Origin of the sequence: Chlorobaculum tepidum TLS, from assembly GCF_000006985.1 — a bacterium.
Classification (GTDB): Bacteria; Bacteroidota; Chlorobiia; order Chlorobiales; family Chlorobiaceae; genus Chlorobaculum; species Chlorobaculum tepidum.
The window spans coordinates 1,288,247-1,303,791 of the sequence record NC_002932.3; the positions used below are offsets into that span (position 1 = coordinate 1,288,247).

A 15,545-nucleotide genomic window follows, 5' to 3' on the forward strand; every position below is an offset into this window, starting at 1 on the left:
AGAAGAGCCAATTATTTAAACCCAATCGCCGGATAACCCACCCAATGCCTCTGCGTAGCAATCGCCGTCTCCCCCATCCCCAAATCATCGACTTGCAGATGCGGCTGGCTGATGCTTGTAGCGTAGGCTATCGGCACTCCCGATAACGGAGCGCTTTTTTCGAGCTTCTGGAGATCGAGCGCCGTCAACAAGCCGACAGGAATGGCAAAGCGGCCACACCAGCTCCATCGGGATTTTTTGAAATCATTGGGATCGGTTGTTGAAGCATAAAACCGGGCGATGTTCTTTTCGGTCAATTCTGACTCGAAACTATGGCTGATAATTTCCCGGTCATGCGCCTCGGCCAGCGCGTTTGCTTTGCCGCCGGTTCCGTAATACGCGAAGTTGCGCCCATCCCAATCCTCATCGCCGTAATGCACAGCATCGGACGAAATGAGCAAGGCAACATCTTTTCCCCAGCGCAAATTATTTTTTTTCATCACGGCAAACAACGCCTTGGCAAAATGCTGACTGACGATCTGCATCCGTTCAAAATCCATGAAAGGCACCAGAATGCTGATGATTTCAACATTCCTGTTCTGGTATTGCAGAAACGGAATCAGCGCCTCAACGGAATATTCCTCGCTCTGCATCGGATCGTGCACAATCGCCATGCCGCGGGGCAAGCGTTCGAGAATTTCATCCCGCAGCGGAGAAACTTTCACGTTTCCGTACGGGCCGCGCCATGAGCTGAAGCTGTCGAAGATGAGTTGATTTTCGAGATGATAGCGCCACGCGGTATGGGCGACGCCAAAGATGATGACCGTCTTTGCCTTGATATTCTGCAGTACGGCTGGATAGAGCCAGCCCGCGTAAGTATAATCGTCGTGCGGACAGATCGCCGCCCGCCACGCCGTTCCCGCCGGTTGCTGCGTTCGAACCAGATCATCGTGATTCAGCGCCCTAATTCGCGCCATCACTGAATCCATCTGCCAGGCCCGATGCGCAAACCCAACCGTATCAGCCAGGGCGCGTGTCGATGGTTCAGCATCAGTTCGGGCAAACAATGAGCTGCTCGCGAGAATCATCCCGAAAAACAGGCATATCGAAATAACGGTGCGCATTTCAGTTCGCTTTATCATGCTTCTGCATGGTGAACGGTGGCGCTTTCGCAAAATGTCAATGGACGGAAGTGAACGTGAAGCATTGTTATCCACCTCGTCCATTTGATCGCTCTTACAGTTCGTTCTGCACGAGCTGTTCGTAGGTTTCGCGGCGGCGGGTCAGCGTGACTTCGTCGCCATCGACCATCACCTCGGCTGGACGGAGACGGCCGTTGTAGTTGCTGCTCATCACCGCGCCGTATGCGCCGGATGAGAGCACGGCGAGGAGTTCGCCTTCCGGGGCGTCGTCGATGGTGCGGTGGCGAGCAAAGAAGTCGCTCGATTCGCAGATCGGACCAACCACGTCGGCTACGACACTCCTGTCATGCTGTTTGACCGAGAGCACTTCATGGTGCGACTGGTAAAGCGCCGGACGGATCAGCTCGGTCATACCTGCATCGACAATGAAAAACTCCTTGCCGATCTGGTTTTTCTTGCGGTACAGAATCTTGGTCACAATCACCGAAGCGTTGGCCGCAATGAACCGGCCTGGCTCGAAAATGACCGTCACGCCCTTGTCCTGGAGCATCGGAATGAGCTTTTCGGCAAATTTCGTGATCGGCGGGGCGGGTTTCTGCGGATCATAGGTCACCGGGAAACCACCACCGAGATCGAGCCATTTGATGTCGAAACCGAGGTGCCGCGCCGATTCGAGCACTTCGAGCAGCTTCTGCGTGGCGGCGACATAGTACTCCGGATCGAAAATCTGCGAGCCGATGTGCATGTCGAGGCCGTGCAGTTCAAGGTTCGGCAGCGTTTTGAACAGCTCGAACACCTCGCCAAGTCCGGCTTCATCGATACCGAACTTCTCCTTGCTGTCGCCGGTGGTGATATACGGATGAGTCTCGGCGGTGACGTTGGGGTTGATCCTGACACCGACCTGCGCAACCTTGCCGAGGTGCTCGGCGACGCTGTTGATCGCCTTGAGCTCGGAGATCGACTCGGCCTTGATCATCATCACGCCCGAGGTTAGGCCATACTTGATTTCCGCCTCGCTCTTGCCGACGCCGGCCATGATGATTTTGTTGGCAGGAACTCCGGCTGTGAGGGCGCGGTAAAGTTCGCCGCCGGAGTTGACATCGCAGCCACACCCCTCTTCGGCAAGCGTGCGGATAACAGCAAGGTTGAAGTTCGCTTTGACCGAGTAGCAGGTGAAGTGCGGCAGAGAGGCAAAAGCCTCCTCGAACGAGCGGTACTGACTGACCAGGCTCTGCCGGCTGGTCACGAAAAGCGGAGTTCCGAACTGTCGGGCAAGCTCGTCGAGCGCGACCGATTCACAGCAGAGGATTCCGTCGGAAAATGAGAAAAAATGACTATCCAGCACGATACGCCTTGATTTTGGGTAATTAATGAAAAGAGTATCAATAATAGCGTTTCCTGAACTCGAAACAAAAAAACGGCAGTGCTTGCATAATAGGGTCGCCTGCTGTATATTTGTTGCTATTTAAATAACTAACTGACCGACGCTACTCATGGCAAAAGGGAAAGAGAACAGAATCGTGATTACGCTCGAGTGCACCGAAGCGAAAAAAGAGGGCGTGCCCGTTTCGCGGTACACCACGACCAAGAACAAAAAAAATACAACGGAGCGCCTCATTCTCAAAAAATACAACCCGAATCTGAAAAGGCACACTGAGCACAAAGAGATCAAGTAATTAGCATTATCGTCAAAAAGAGCTTATCTTGGCAATGAGCCTTTTTTGACAAGGCAATGCCCGAATGGCGGAACTGGTAGACGCACTCGTTTCAGGGGCGAGCGCCGAGAGGTGTAGGAGTTCGAATCTCCTTTCGGGCACCAACGTTATGCAAGATTCTCATGTGCACGATGATCAGAGTTAAGGAATTTTCCAGTTTGTTGTTTTGAAATAATTTTGAATACAAGGCAAGCACCTTCCATGGAGGTGCTTTTTTGCTTCTTTTTAATTTCTAAACCGGTGTCGTAGTGGATCATACAAAAATCAATCTCATCGTTCGCCTTCAGCACATCGACAACATGATCGAAAACATCATGAGTCTGCAGAAAGGCCTGCCGGAAGAGATTTCCGCCCTCGAGGAGGATCTCGCATTCACCTCCCGCCAGATCGAGGCCCGGAAGAAAATCGCCGACGAACGTCAGAAGCTTCGGGAGCGCCTGAACAGCGTCATTCACGATTGCAAGGAAAAGATCAAGTCATTCAAGGAAAAGCAGACGTTGGCCCGCAACAACAAGGAATACGATGCCCTCTCCAAGCAGATTGAATACGAGGAGAAGGAGATTGCACAGGCCGAAATCCAGCTTCAGGACATTTCGCACGCTGAGCACCACGCCCAGGAGTTGCAGAAAAAAGGACGCGAGCTGATCGCGGAGAACCGTTACGATGAGATTTCCGAAGAGATGATGCCTGATGATGTCTTGCAGCAGCAGATGGAGGATCTCGGACAGCAGGTGCGACAGAAAAAAGAGGAGCTGGAAAGCATTGTCGTCGAAACCGCCGAAGAGGTCGCCCAGCTCAAGGCGGTTCTCTCAGAACAAAGATCGGTGGTCGCCCAGCAAGCGAAGCGCCTGCTCGACAAGTACGATCATCTCAAGAGCGGCTCGATACAGAATGCTGTGGTCAAGCTTGACCGTCAGGCCTGCTCCGGTTGCAACACCAGGGTTCCAACCAACCGCCATACCCTGATCGTGCAGGGCGGTTTTTACGTTTGTGAATCGTGCGGCCGCATTGTGGTGCACGAACGGCTCTTCGATGAAGCCGCGGCCAGCGGCCAGCAGTAACAGCCCCAACAAACTGCCGAAACAGATTGCTCCTTTCGGCACGCCTGATGTTCTTCTACATTGCTGAAACCGCAAGCGTGCAGTCGCTGTATGGTATAACCATGCAGAGGAAAGTCCGAACTTCACAGGGCAGGGTGCCGGTCGAGAACGTTTGTTCAAGACCGGGGGCAGCGGCGCAAGCTGTCTGTCACAGAGAGTGCAACAGAAAGCAAACCGCTCCGGCTTAAACCGGAGTAAGGGTGAAAAGGGGGTGTAAGAGACCACCAGGCAGGTCAGCAATGCCCTGCGCTATGAAAACCTCCCCGAAGCAAGGCCAAATAAGGAAGCATTTCCTGCAAGGGAAGAAGGGTTGCCCGCCCAATGTTTCCGGGTAGGCCGCATCAGATAAATGGCTGCAACATCACTACTTGATGGTGATGGACAGAATTCGGCTTACAGCTTCGGTTTCGGCTTTTCTTTTCCCGCCCGGCTCCCGCATCATTCTCCGTTTTTTAGCACGTCTTTCACCTTATCCAGAAGCACCGGAACCGGAAACGGCTTCAGCAGAAATGACAGCCCCGTATCGAGTACGCCGTGCCGGGAAATGATGTCCTTGGGGTACCCCGACATGTAGATCACCTTGATGCCAGGCATGAAGTCACACACCTTTTCATAGAGCATCCGCCCGTTCATGCCGCGCATGACCAGATCAGTCAGTAACAGCTCGGGCTTGAAATCGCCTTTTTCAAGCAGCTCCAGCGCCGCTTGTCCGTTCTCCGCCTCACGGGTTTCGAATCCCTCTTCGTCTAAAGCCTGAACGACGAATTTGCGAACAATCTCGTCATCCTCGACAACCAGCACTTTTGCCCCCTCGCCTTTCTGATGCGGCTTTGGCTTAACCGGCTGAAGCGGCTCAGGTTCGCTCTCCCGGAGAGGGAAGCATACCCTGAACGAGGCTCCAGAACCAGCCTCACTCCCCGCCTGAATGATGCCTCCATGCTGCCTGACAATACCATAAACCGTCGAAAGACCGAGACCAGTCCCCCGCCCTTTGCAGGCAAGCGTCTCCTGATCGATCCCCGTGCCCGTATCGCAAACGGTCAAAACAGCATAGTCTCCGCTGGGCAACCCTTCGAAATATTTCTCCTGCCCCTTGCCGATCACCATCGTTGAAGTCTTCACGGTTAATTCTCCACCCGATGGCATCGCATCCTCGGCGTTGACCGCAAGATTCATGATAATCTGTTTGATCTGGCCAACATCTCCTTGAATGACCAGCCTCCCGTCATGCAGATGATACCGAATATTGATATCGTCCCGGATGGTTCTGCGGAGCAACTGCTCGAAATCCCTGACAACCCGGTTGAGGTCAAGCATTCTGAATTCAAGCGTCTGGCGGCTGCTGAAGGCCAGGAGCTGCTGAACAAGACCGCGCGCCCTGAGCGCCGCATGATGAATGACCTCGATGCGCTTGTGGCGTTTGTCGGTCTCAGGGAAACTGTTTGAAAGCATCTCGGAATAACCGAGCACTGGCGTCAGAAGATTGTTCAGGTCATGGGCGATGCCGCCCGCCAAGCGGCCGATCGATTGGATCTTCTGGGACTGAAAAAGCTGATGTTCCAGCTCGGCTCGCTCCTGTTCGGCCTTTTTCCTGCGGCTGATGTCCCGGAGAAAGACAAGCGCGCCATGCTGACCGGCAAAAACGAAGGGAACGGCTGAGACCTCGACAGAGAGTTCACTACCGTCAAGACGCAGGATCCGCTCTTCGAGAGCGGGGACTGCTTACTGGCGTTCATTCAGCAGGCGTATCCTTTCGGCGACCAGATCACGGTAATCAGGATGAATCTGATCGGCAACCCTCCGCCCGAGAATCTCTTCTGCTTTCGAAGCTCCGAACAGGGCGATCGCAGAGTGATTCAGGTAGGCGAAACGGCCTCCCGTCTGGATGAAAATGGCATCAGGCGCCGACTCTACAACAGACCTGAACCGCTCCTCACTCTCACGCAAAGCGCTTTGCGATTCGAGTCGCTCGGTACTATCCTGCACAGTAACGATCCTGTACATGATCTGCCCGTTCTCATCCTTTAACCCCACAACATCAATCTGAACCGGGAAAATGGTGCCATCCTTGCGCATCATTTTTGCCTGGCAACTGCAAAACCCTGTGCTGTCGGTTATCTTTAATTTGTCCTTCACCATTTGCTGATCTTCAGGCGCATACAGGCTGACAATAGAAGAACCTTCAATCTCTTTAACAGACTGACCGCGCATACGCGCAAAAGCTTCGTTGCAGGTCAGCACGACATTGATGCCAGGCGCTCCGATGGCTGTACCGTGGGCACAGAGTCTGAAGGCATCCGCCCGGAGGCGAATCTTCGTCTCCTGCCCAATGCGTCTGGAAAGCTCAGCCTCAAGTGCTTCGATGCGTTTGTTGGCCACCTCCAGCTCCTGGCGAAGTTGCAAAAGCTCCTGTTTCTGGAACTCGACAGCGGGCATTTCAGACATCCTCGCCCTGGGCTTGAACCGTGGCTGTGCCATCTTCGGCGACATCGATGACCAGGCTGACCGGGCGGCAGCACACCTCGCAATCCTCGATATACTCCTGATGCCCCGCCAAGAGATCGACCAGCACCTCGAAACTCTGCGCGCAGTATGGACACTGCACCAGCACTGTTTGTTCAATTTCCATGATCGGCCTCCGGACTCTGTTTGGTTATAACATGGACTTGCCCCTGTGCAAAACTGAGAAAAAGCAATCCACTATTCACTAATATTCACTAACCATCGGCAAGCGTCAGTTGGTTTCTTTCCAAATTTCGGAAGAAACAGAACTGAAAACGCCACTCAGTTGAAAATGACATGAACCTTGTCCTTAAACTCGAACTTTAAACCCGAGTCTTTTCCAGACCTGCGGGCAAAGTCCCGGTCGGACAAACCGTCATATTTTCCTGTAAGAATATCCCGGTGCGTCATCAGCTGATCGAAATCCATTGCATACAGCGTAATCGTGTTGTCGGCACGGTAACTCGCATCGCTGCTGATGACGCGCCCGTCAACGACAACGTCAATCTCAAGTTTCATCCCTTTCAGAAAAGCGCTTATCATGTCGAGCATCTGCTCCTTCTCCTGCGTACTGACCGGCTTTTTAGCCACCTCACCCCTGGAAGAGCTGTTCAGCATTGCCTCCTTGTTGATGGTGAGTTCCGGATTTGCTCCCCGTTTCATGGTAAAGGTAAACCAGGTCTCAGGCTTCTGGACTACCGTGCTGTCGGATTTGACGGCGGTGCTGTCTGCCGTGAGTTTTTTGCTCATCTTCTGCACATTTCCGATTCGCACTTTTTCTATGTCATCGAAGGCATACGTGACAATGAAACCGCTGCCACTACTGTTTTCGACCTTCTTGACGTTGACAACCTTGACATCAGGGCCAAATTCAGCAGACATCTCCCTGAGCTGGTCTTTTTTCGGCAGTGCAGGAAGGCCCTCGCCTTTTTCTTTCATAATCCCCGACAACATCTCACTGAAGAGCATCTTCTCTTCGATAGTACCGCTTCCGTCCTTGCGGACATGAACCGTCGTGTGCATCTGAATGCAGCCGCAAAGAGCTAGCGACAGGATAATGAAAAGCGGCCTTGTCAATTTGACGATGCTCTGGAGTAGCGCTGTATCAGCCATTATTTTCAAGCCCCCATTCTGATGGATGATTACGCGAAATTGTTGAATTTACCTGAGCTTCAGCAGTTTCTCGCAGGCCGCTTCGAGCACATGGCTTTCCTTGGCGAAACAGAAGCGGACGAGATTCTCGCCGCCGCCGTCGTGGTAGAATGCCGAGCCGGGCACCGAAGCGACACCGGTTTCGCGCAGAATGTGCATCGCCTTTTCCCGCGCCGTCGCGCCGGGTAAGCGCTCCGTGCCGGCAAGCACGTAGTACGCGCCCTGCGGCACATGCGGTTCGAGTCCAGCCTCGGCGAGCGCCGCGCAGAAAAGATCACGCCTGACCTCATATTCGGCTGCCAGACCATGATAGTAGTCGTCGCCAAGCAAGCGAAGCCCCGCCGTAACACCCACCTGAAGCGGCGATGCCGCGCAGACATAGAAAAGATCGTTGAAATAGCCGATGGAGGCAGCCCAGCGCGGGTCGCATAGCGCATAGCCAATACGCCAGCCGGTAACGCTGAACGTCTTCGAGAGACCGGAGATAGTGATCGTACGCTCCCTCATGCCGGGCATCGAGGCCATCGAAACGTGCGAAAGGCCGCCGAACACGAAGTGCTCGTACATCTCGTCAGTGAAAACAAACAGGTCGTGGCGGATGGCAAACTCCGCCAGCAGCGCCAGTTCGTCGCACGAAAAGACCTTGCCGGAGGGATTGGCGGGCGTATTGATGAGCAGCGCTTTGGTCTTCGGTGTCACTGCCGCTTCGAGGGCTTCGACGCGGAACGACCAGCCGTCCGACGGATCGAGCGGCACGAACAACGGCACAGCCTCGACCGCCCGAAGCGTCGAGACGTGGTAGCCGTAAAAAGGCTCGAACACGATCACCTCGTCGCCGCGATTGAGCAGCGCCTGAAACGCGCAGTACATCGCGCCCGTCGCCCCGGCGGAGACGACCACCTCGCGCTCGGCGTCGAATGCCACGCCGGTGAAACGGCGCTGCTTGGCGACAATCGCTTCGCGCAGTTCGCGGATGCCAGTGTGATGCGTATAGATGTTCGCCCCCTGCATCACCGCATCGGCGGCCCCTTGCAACACCACCGGCGGCACCGGCGTATCGCAAACACCCTGCGAAAGATTGATCCCACCCATGCGGGCGCACTCGATCGACATGGCGCGAATATCGGACTGCATGACCAGCCCGCAACGTTCGCCAAGACTCAAACCCATGGTTACTTCCAGAAAAAGGTTATGGCAATCATGATCATTCAAAGAGCACCGGCAAACCGGATGCTCGATAAACCTGTTGCCAACAAAAAGCCCCCGGCGGTTCAGCCGGGGGAGGGTAGAAAAAATCGGAGCTAACAGCCTGACGATGCCCGCTCAGTCTTTAGCCGGCGGCTGTACGGTGATCGTCACCTTTTCGAGCGACGCCGTAGCCTGGGGCTGCTGCGGCAGGAACGGCAGAGAGAACGGAAGTTTGGGCAGCGAGAACGGAAGCTGCGGAAAGGAGATCGACGGAAGTTGCGGCAGCGAAATCGAGGGCAACTGAATCTGTGGCAGTGGAAGCTTGGAGATCAGATCCGCGATCTGCTCCTTGAAGGGAATCGGCAGCGCCATCGGCCCCTGCTGAATCGCCTCGACGACGAGTCCGGCGGCACCCTGGATGGACTCAATCATATCGCCAAGAGCATCCTTGCCGCCCATCTCGCCGCGCTGGATGCGACCGATGAGATTCTGCACGCCCGGCACGATCTGCTGCGCGGTGTCCTTGCCCATGTCGGCGGCGTAACCGATAAGCTGGAAAGGATTGCTGAACACCATGCGGCGCACCTCTTCCGGACGCGAAAGCACCTTCACCGTGCCCTCCTTGGCAATGGTGGCCTGGCAGGCCATACGGCCCCCAGCGGCTATCTGGCGCGGTGACAGGAACGCCTTCTCGACATCGGTGAGAGGAGCGAGGCAGTCCGCGCCCTCCTGAACGGTGATGTAGCAAGCCTGGCAGAGACCGTGGCCTCCGCAAACGTATCCAACATGAGCGTGATTCAGCCTGGCAGCCTTGCCGATCGTCTGACCAACGCTCGATGAGGCCGTTTTGTCGTTGATAATGAGATTCATTGCCGTAAAAATTTTTCATTAGCAGAGCCTCCGCGCATCGCCATCAACGGTGAGCTGAACGGCGCAGGGAACTAAATGCGGGGATTTTATGAGGATAATTTAGTAAAAAATTCTATCCCCGATACAACGATCAGGTGTCGAACGACAGGGAAATATCAGTGCCTGAGGCGATAAAGATAGTGATCCTCCCGAAGGCTCATCGCTGCTCGCAGTTCACTAGTTTCGTCGTCGTAGCCCATGAGGTGCAGTGCGGAGTGGATCGTCACGCGCAGCAGTTCGTCCTCGAAGCTTACGCCAAACCGGCGGGCGTTGGACTCGATCACATCGAGCGAGATGTAGAATTCACCATCGACTTCCCCACCTTCGTTGTAGCCGAAGGTGATGGTGTCGGTGACGTAGTCGTGACCGAGGAAGTCGCGATTGATGCGGCGGATCATCTTGTTGCCGCAGTAGATCGCCTCGATGGAGCCGACCGCACCGCCCTCTTCGCCAATTACCAGCCGGATGACTTCGGCGAGGAGTGTTTCGTCAATCGTGCGTTTCGTGGTGTTGAAGATTTGCAGCGGCATGGTTTTTCGATGCCGACGCCTTGAGCATGGCGTCGATCTGCTTGAGGTTGTTGCGGTGCACGCGAATGGTGAGCAGCACATCTTCATCAACGTGCTTCTTGTCGATCACCTCGGCGTGGTCGTAGAGGTAGCCGATCAGCTTGTAGTTCGAAACGTGCGTTTTCACCTTGCGCGTCTTGTAGTCGCGGGCGACGTAATTGGCAATAGTTTCCTTCAACGCCGAAAGATTCAAGCCGCGCACCGCGGAGATAAACACCGCGTCGGGATACTTGCCGCGCAGGCCGGTCAGAATTGCAGGATCGTCGAGGGCGTCGATCTTGTTGAACACCTCGATGATGTGGTCGTGCTTGACGCCAATCTCTTTAAGCGTCTCGCGCACCACCTGCATATGCTCCTCAAAACCCGGATGGCTCACGTCGATGACATGCAGAAGGAAGTCCGCCTGCAACACCTCGTCAAGCGTGGATTTGAAGCTCTCGACCAGCGTGTGCGGCAGCTTGCGGATGAAGCCGACCGTATCGGAGAGCAGCACCAGCTTGTTGATTTTGAGTTCAAGCCGCCGGGTCTTGGTGTCGAGCGTTGCGAAAAGCCGGTTTTCGGCATAGGCGCCAGCTTCGGGGCAAAGCGCGTTCATCAGGGTCGATTTGCCCGCGTTGGTGTAGCCCACCAGCGCCACGCGCGGCACAGCCGCCCGGCCACGGGTCTGGGTGTCGTGCTGGAGCGAGACGGCGCGAAGCTTCTTTTTGAGCGAGGCGATGCGGTTGCGCACCAGTCGCCGGTCGGTCTCGATCTGCGTTTCGCCGGGTCCTTTAGTGCCAATACCGCCCTTCTGCTTGGAAAGGTGCGTCCAGGCGCCGGAGAGACGCGGCAGAAGATATTCGAGCTGCGCCAGCTCCACCTGCGTACGAGCCTGCGCGGACTTGGCGCGGATGGCGAAGATTTGCAAAATGAGGCCGGTGCGGTCGATCACCTTGCACTTGAGAATGCGTTCGAGGTTCCTCACCTGCACGGGGGTAAGGTCGTCATCGAAAATGACAATATCGATCGAATCGGCCTCAACCAGCCCGGCCAGATCCTCGGCCTTGCCGCTGCCGATGCAGGTGGCAGGATCGGGCTGTTTCTTTTCCTGGATGATCGAGGTGATAACGTCGGCTCCTGCCGTATCGGCAAGAAACTTCAGCTCGTCGAGATACTCTTCGACAAGGTGTCTGGGAATGTCAGGCGTGGAAGTGATGCCAACAAGTACGGCACGCTCCCGGGGTTCCGGTGATGGAATGGTCGTCAAATGGATCGTCTGGGATAGATTCTGATGCAACAGCGCTCCGTGATCGGCAGATAACGGCGAACCTCCTTGCTATTGCTATATTAGAGCCATTATTTTATTTTGCCGTCACGTTCCTCATAACGTATTCCGGCCACAGAAAGTTACATATTTTTGCCGCTCCGGCACACAAAAACGAGCTGGCAAATGCAAAAATCAGGCCGTTCTGCTCACAAGGCAACAGACGTCCCGGCTAACAGACAGGCAAAACCAGCGGCAAGAGTTTCATGAACTACAGCTATAACGGACAGACAGTGCTTCACGACGCAGGCCAAAAGCTGTCGCTCCCGAACGCCTACGACTACTGCCGCCAGATCGCCCGGCACCACGCCAAGACCTTCTACCTCGCCGCCAAATTCCTGCCCAAACGCCAGCAGAACCCGATCTTTGCCATGTATGCCCTGTTGCGCACGGTGGACGACCTGGTCGATCTGGCGCAGGACAAGCTGAGCAACGGCCAGTTGACACGCAAGGAGATCAATGACTCGATTGCCGACTGGAAAATGCGCCTTCGCGCCTGTTACGATGGCTCGCCGAGCAACGACCCGATCCTCATGGCCTGGCAGGATACCCTGCGTCACTACTCGATTCCCATCGAACTGCCGCTCGACCTGATCGACGGAGTGGCGATGGACATCGACTTCAAGACCTTCGAGACCTTCGACGAACTCTACGTTTACTGCTACAAGGTGGCCTCGGTAGTCGGCCTCATGACGGTCGAAATTTTCGGTTACAGCAACAAGGAGGCACTCCAGCACGCTATCGACCTCGGCATCGCCATGCAGCTCACCAACATCCTGCGCGACATCGGCGAGGACATCGACCGCAACCGCATCTATTTGCCGCTGGAGGATTTACGGCGTTTCAACTACAGCCGCGAGGAGTTCATGAGCCGCACGATGAACAACAAGTTCGTCGATCTCATGAAGTTCCAGATCGATCGCGCCCGAAAGTATTACGCCTCGGCTGACCTTGGCATTCCAATGCTTGAAAAAAACAGTCGTCTCGCCGTCGGCATCAGCAGCCGCAACTACAGCGACATCCTCAAGGCTATCGAAGAGAACAGCTACGATGTCTTCACCCAGCGCGCCTACCGCTCGTTTTACCAGAAACTGAGCACCCTGCCGTCGATCTGGATCAAAACCATGATCTCGGCCTGACCCGCGCAAGCTTCAGATAACCCGTTTTACTTTTATCACTTCAGACCATCAGCATGTCCAACGCACCAGAACAGAAGAATCCGCAGAACGATCCGTCACCCGCAGTTTCGCTCAACGACCAGATGAAGCGCCGCTTCGAGGAGCGCACGCACCTTGCCGAAGCAGGCATCAATCCCTATCCCTATAAATTCGACGTTACAACCACCTCGAAAGCGATCATCGACAGCTTCAGCGATGAAAATCCCGCAGATGTTTCGGTGGCCGGACGCATCATGGCCATCCGCAGGATGGGCAAGGCGTCGTTCCTGCATATTCAGGACTCCGAGGGTCGCATCCAGATTTACCTCAAAAAGGACGACGTCGGCGAGGCTTCGTACAACACCTTCAAGCTGCTCGACATCGGCGACATCGTGGGCGTCAGCGGTTTCACGTTCAAGACGAAAACCGGTGAAATCTCGGTACACGCCAGGCAATTCGAGCTGCTTGCCAAGTCGCTCCGCCCGATTCCGATTGCCAAAGAGAAAGAGGTTGACGGCCAGAAGGTGATTTACGATGCTTTCAGCGACCGCGAGTTGCGCTACCGCCAGCGCTATGTCGATCTGATCGTCAACCCGGAGGTGCGCGGCACCTTCATCAAGCGGACGAAGATCGTCGCCCTGATGCGCAACTACTTCGCCTCGAACGGCTGGCTCGAAGTGGAAACGCCGATTCTCCAGCCGATCTACGGCGGCGCGGCGGCCCGCCCCTTCACGACGCACCACAACGCGCTCGATATGCAGCTCTACCTGCGCATCGCCAACGAATTGTACCTCAAGCGGCTCATCGTCGGCGGCTTCGACGGCGTGTTCGAGTTCGCCAAGGACTTCCGCAACGAGGGCATCGACCGCTTCCACAACCCGGAATTCACCCAGGTCGAGCTCTATGTCGCCTACAAGGATTACATCTGGATGATGGAGCTGGTCGAAGATTTACTGCACAAGGCTTGCGTAGAAGTGAACGGCAAGGATTCGACGATGTTCCTCGGCAACGAAATCAACCTCAAGCCACCCTTCCGCCGCCTCACCATCGCCGACTCGATCAGGGAGTACACCGGCATGGAGATTCGCGGCAAATCGGAAGCGCAGCTCCGCGACATTGCGAAAGATTTGGGACTCGAACTCGATCCCAAGATCAGCAGCGGCAAGATCATCGATGAAATTTTCGGCGAATTCGTCGAGCCGAAGCTCATCCAGCCGACCTTCATCACCGACTACCCGGAGGAGATGTCGCCGCTCGCCAAGAAGCACCGCTCGGAGCCTGGACTCGTCGAGCGCTTCGAGCTGATCGTCGGCGGCAAGGAGGTGTGCAACTCCTTCTCCGAGCTGAACGACCCGGTCATCCAGCGCGAACGCCTCGAAGAGCAGGCCCGCCTACGCCAGCGCGGCGACGACGAAGCGATGATCGTTGACGAGGATTTCCTTCGCGCGCTGGAATACGGCATGCCACCCTGCGCCGGCCTCGGCATTGGCATCGACCGCATGGTGATGCTGCTGACCGGCCAGGACTCCATCCGCGACGTCATCTTCTTCCCGCACATGAAGCCCGAATGAATCACGGATTGATGGAATGAAAAGCAAAAGCCCCGGCTCGGATGAAGCGCCGGGGCTTTTGCTTTTTTGGGTGAAACAACACTCTTGAATACTTGACAGAGCACGGGCCTATTCAGGATTTTCCTGGCGCTTCATGACGCCGGGTCTTGTTTGCCGGAATCGGCTTATCTGCCCTGTTCGATCCTGTTTTCGCGACGAATCTCTCGAACCTCTCTTCTTTGAGCCCGGCGGACTGTACGGTTTCTGCGTTGCTGCGCGCGCCGGATAGCCCTCTTTTTGCGCAGGTGAGCACGTTTTACAGCCCTTTTCTCACGGCGATCGGCACGCTTTTCAGCTCGCGCTTCACGCTGGTCAGCTCTTTTCTCGGCCCTCATTTCCTGACGCTCGGGAGATGGCGTCCGCATCGGAGCCGGAGCCGTGACGGCAGGTGGAGCCTGCGTGTTGTCCGCCGCAAATGTCACGCCTCCGACAATGCCGCTCGTTGCAAGTGCTGCGATAACTCCCCAAGTCAACTTCTGTTTCATCGTTATCCTGTCCTTTTTGATTGATTTCAGCGGAACCGACAATGACTCCGCTCTATCAATTACTACGGGCTGTTATGATAATTTCTTTCAAAAAATCATCATAAGCAGAAAAAAATACTGTCAATAACTTTCGATAAAACAAATACTTATCCCATCTTCTCGAAGCGGCTTCGGCTTTTATGCAACGCATCTGGAGTGCGTCTGCATATCTGACTAAAAGCACGGTCTGACGGTCAGACTCACCCCTCCTGATCTGGTTCGGATGCGGTTTGAGTCGGTGCTGCTGGCGGTTGCGAATTGTCGTGGCCTGGCCAGGAGAGCGACCAGACGAAGGCGCCGATCCAGCCGAGGCCCGTCCAGCCGAGAAGAATATTCAGCGCGATGATGGCGGGCAGGCTCCGGTGTTTGCGCGTCCAGGCGAGCAGCGAGGGGACGAAGTAAAAGGCCCAGAGAAAAACGTTCAACAGGATAATCGGCACCGGTGAAGATGTTGACCAGACCCAGGTGCGCATGATTTCTTGTTCCATAATTGGTTAATTGCTTGTGTTGCTGAAAACTCATCACTCGGTTTGACGACGTGTGCGCTTTTTTTTCTTCGCTTTTGTTGGCAAAATCTCTCCCTCCCCTGCAAAACAGAGCTTCGACATTCGCCCTGGCTACCAATGCTGCGTGGCACGGCTGACCAGATGCGGGCCATTTCCGCTACGCTCTCAGCCCAATCTCAAAAAAAGCTT

General features: G+C 55.3%; 16 protein-coding genes, 1 tRNA gene and 1 other RNA gene. 7 read left to right on the forward strand and 11 right to left on the reverse strand.

Going from position 1 to position 15,545, the window contains the following annotated elements:
* Positions 1-11: 11 nt before the first annotated feature.
* On the reverse strand, positions 12-1,205 hold the full coding sequence (gene amrB / locus AYT24_RS06205; protein ID WP_226986781.1) for an AmmeMemoRadiSam system protein B: 1,194 nt from the start codon (positions 1,203-1,205) through the stop codon (positions 12-14).
* A 10-nt stretch (positions 1,206-1,215) separates the two neighbouring features.
* Positions 1,216-2,466, reverse strand: coding sequence for a diaminopimelate decarboxylase (lysA, locus tag AYT24_RS06210; protein ID WP_010933039.1), 1,251 nt, complete (start codon positions 2,464-2,466; stop codon positions 1,216-1,218).
* Between the two features lie 148 nt (positions 2,467-2,614).
* On the opposite strand from lysA, the gene rpmG reads away from it, so the two are divergent.
* The 4 genes from rpmG (at position 2,615) to rnpB (ending at position 4,348) form a co-directional block, all read left to right on the forward strand.
* The gene (gene rpmG / locus AYT24_RS06215) at positions 2,615-2,797 is read left to right on the forward strand and encodes a 50S ribosomal protein L33 (RefSeq protein ID WP_010933041.1); all 183 of its coding nucleotides are present in this window, start codon (positions 2,615-2,617) and stop codon (positions 2,795-2,797) included.
* Between the two features lie 58 nt (positions 2,798-2,855).
* A tRNA-Leu gene (locus AYT24_RS06220) sits at positions 2,856-2,940 on the forward strand.
* Positions 2,941-3,084: 144 nt separating this feature from the next.
* Positions 3,085-3,897, forward strand: coding sequence for a zinc ribbon domain-containing protein (locus tag AYT24_RS06225; RefSeq protein ID WP_164927023.1), 813 nt, complete (start codon positions 3,085-3,087; stop codon positions 3,895-3,897).
* Between the two features lie 66 nt (positions 3,898-3,963).
* An RNA gene (gene rnpB, locus AYT24_RS06230) (RNase P RNA component class A) lies at positions 3,964-4,348 on the forward strand.
* A 26-nt stretch (positions 4,349-4,374) separates the two neighbouring features.
* Here the strand turns inward: rnpB and AYT24_RS06235 are convergent.
* Positions 4,375-5,406 (reverse strand): response regulator, encoded by a 1,032-nt coding sequence (locus AYT24_RS06235; RefSeq protein ID WP_264357645.1) that lies wholly within the window; start codon positions 5,404-5,406, stop codon positions 4,375-4,377.
* A 24-nt stretch (positions 5,407-5,430) separates the two neighbouring features.
* Between AYT24_RS06235 and AYT24_RS06240 the strand changes: the two genes are divergently transcribed.
* Complete coding sequence (locus tag AYT24_RS06240) at positions 5,431-5,595, forward strand: hypothetical protein (RefSeq protein WP_010933045.1); 165 nt, start codon at positions 5,431-5,433, stop codon at positions 5,593-5,595.
* Between the two features lie 63 nt (positions 5,596-5,658).
* Here the strand turns inward: AYT24_RS06240 and AYT24_RS06245 are convergent, their stop codons facing one another.
* From AYT24_RS06245 to hflX, 7 genes are all read right to left on the reverse strand, one after another.
* A complete protein-coding gene (locus AYT24_RS06245; RefSeq protein ID WP_010933046.1) occupies positions 5,659-6,381 on the reverse strand; it encodes a PAS domain-containing protein in 723 nt (240 codons plus the stop codon).
* On the reverse strand, positions 6,374-6,565 hold the full coding sequence (locus AYT24_RS06250) for a CPXCG motif-containing cysteine-rich protein (protein WP_010933047.1): 192 nt from the start codon (positions 6,563-6,565) through the stop codon (positions 6,374-6,376). The genes AYT24_RS06245 and AYT24_RS06250 overlap by 8 nt, the downstream gene beginning before the upstream one ends.
* 155 nt (positions 6,566-6,720) lie before the next feature.
* On the reverse strand, positions 6,721-7,551 hold the full coding sequence (locus tag AYT24_RS06255; protein ID WP_164927025.1) for a hypothetical protein: 831 nt from the start codon (positions 7,549-7,551) through the stop codon (positions 6,721-6,723).
* A 48-nt stretch (positions 7,552-7,599) separates the two neighbouring features.
* Positions 7,600-8,760 carry a pyridoxal phosphate-dependent aminotransferase gene (locus AYT24_RS06260; protein ID WP_010933049.1) on the reverse strand — a complete coding sequence of 387 codons (1,161 nt, stop codon included), beginning with the start codon at positions 8,758-8,760 and terminating at the stop codon, positions 7,600-7,602.
* 153 nt (positions 8,761-8,913) lie between these two features.
* On the reverse strand, positions 8,914-9,648 hold the full coding sequence (locus AYT24_RS06265; protein ID WP_010933050.1) for a 2Fe-2S iron-sulfur cluster-binding protein: 735 nt from the start codon (positions 9,646-9,648) through the stop codon (positions 8,914-8,916).
* Between the two features lie 155 nt (positions 9,649-9,803).
* Entirely contained in the window at positions 9,804-10,217 is a 414-nt protein-coding gene (gene ybeY, locus AYT24_RS06270; RefSeq protein ID WP_010933051.1) for an rRNA maturation RNase YbeY, read from the reverse strand.
* A complete protein-coding gene (gene hflX / locus AYT24_RS06275) occupies positions 10,177-11,502 on the reverse strand; it encodes a GTPase HflX (RefSeq protein WP_010933052.1) in 1,326 nt (441 codons plus the stop codon). The genes ybeY and hflX overlap by 41 nt, the downstream gene beginning before the upstream one ends.
* A 263-nt stretch (positions 11,503-11,765) precedes the next feature.
* Between hflX and AYT24_RS06280 the strand changes: the two genes are divergently transcribed.
* Complete coding sequence (locus tag AYT24_RS06280) at positions 11,766-12,698, forward strand: phytoene/squalene synthase family protein (RefSeq protein WP_010933054.1); 933 nt, start codon at positions 11,766-11,768, stop codon at positions 12,696-12,698.
* 53 nt (positions 12,699-12,751) lie between these two features.
* Positions 12,752-14,287 (forward strand): lysine--tRNA ligase, encoded by a 1,536-nt coding sequence (gene lysS, locus AYT24_RS06285; RefSeq protein WP_010933055.1) that lies wholly within the window; start codon positions 12,752-12,754, stop codon positions 14,285-14,287.
* A 763-nt stretch (positions 14,288-15,050) separates the two neighbouring features.
* Here lysS and AYT24_RS06290 read toward each other — a convergent pair.
* Entirely contained in the window at positions 15,051-15,338 is a 288-nt protein-coding gene (locus AYT24_RS06290) for a superinfection immunity protein (protein ID WP_010933057.1), read from the reverse strand.
* Positions 15,339-15,545 lie beyond the last annotated feature (207 nt).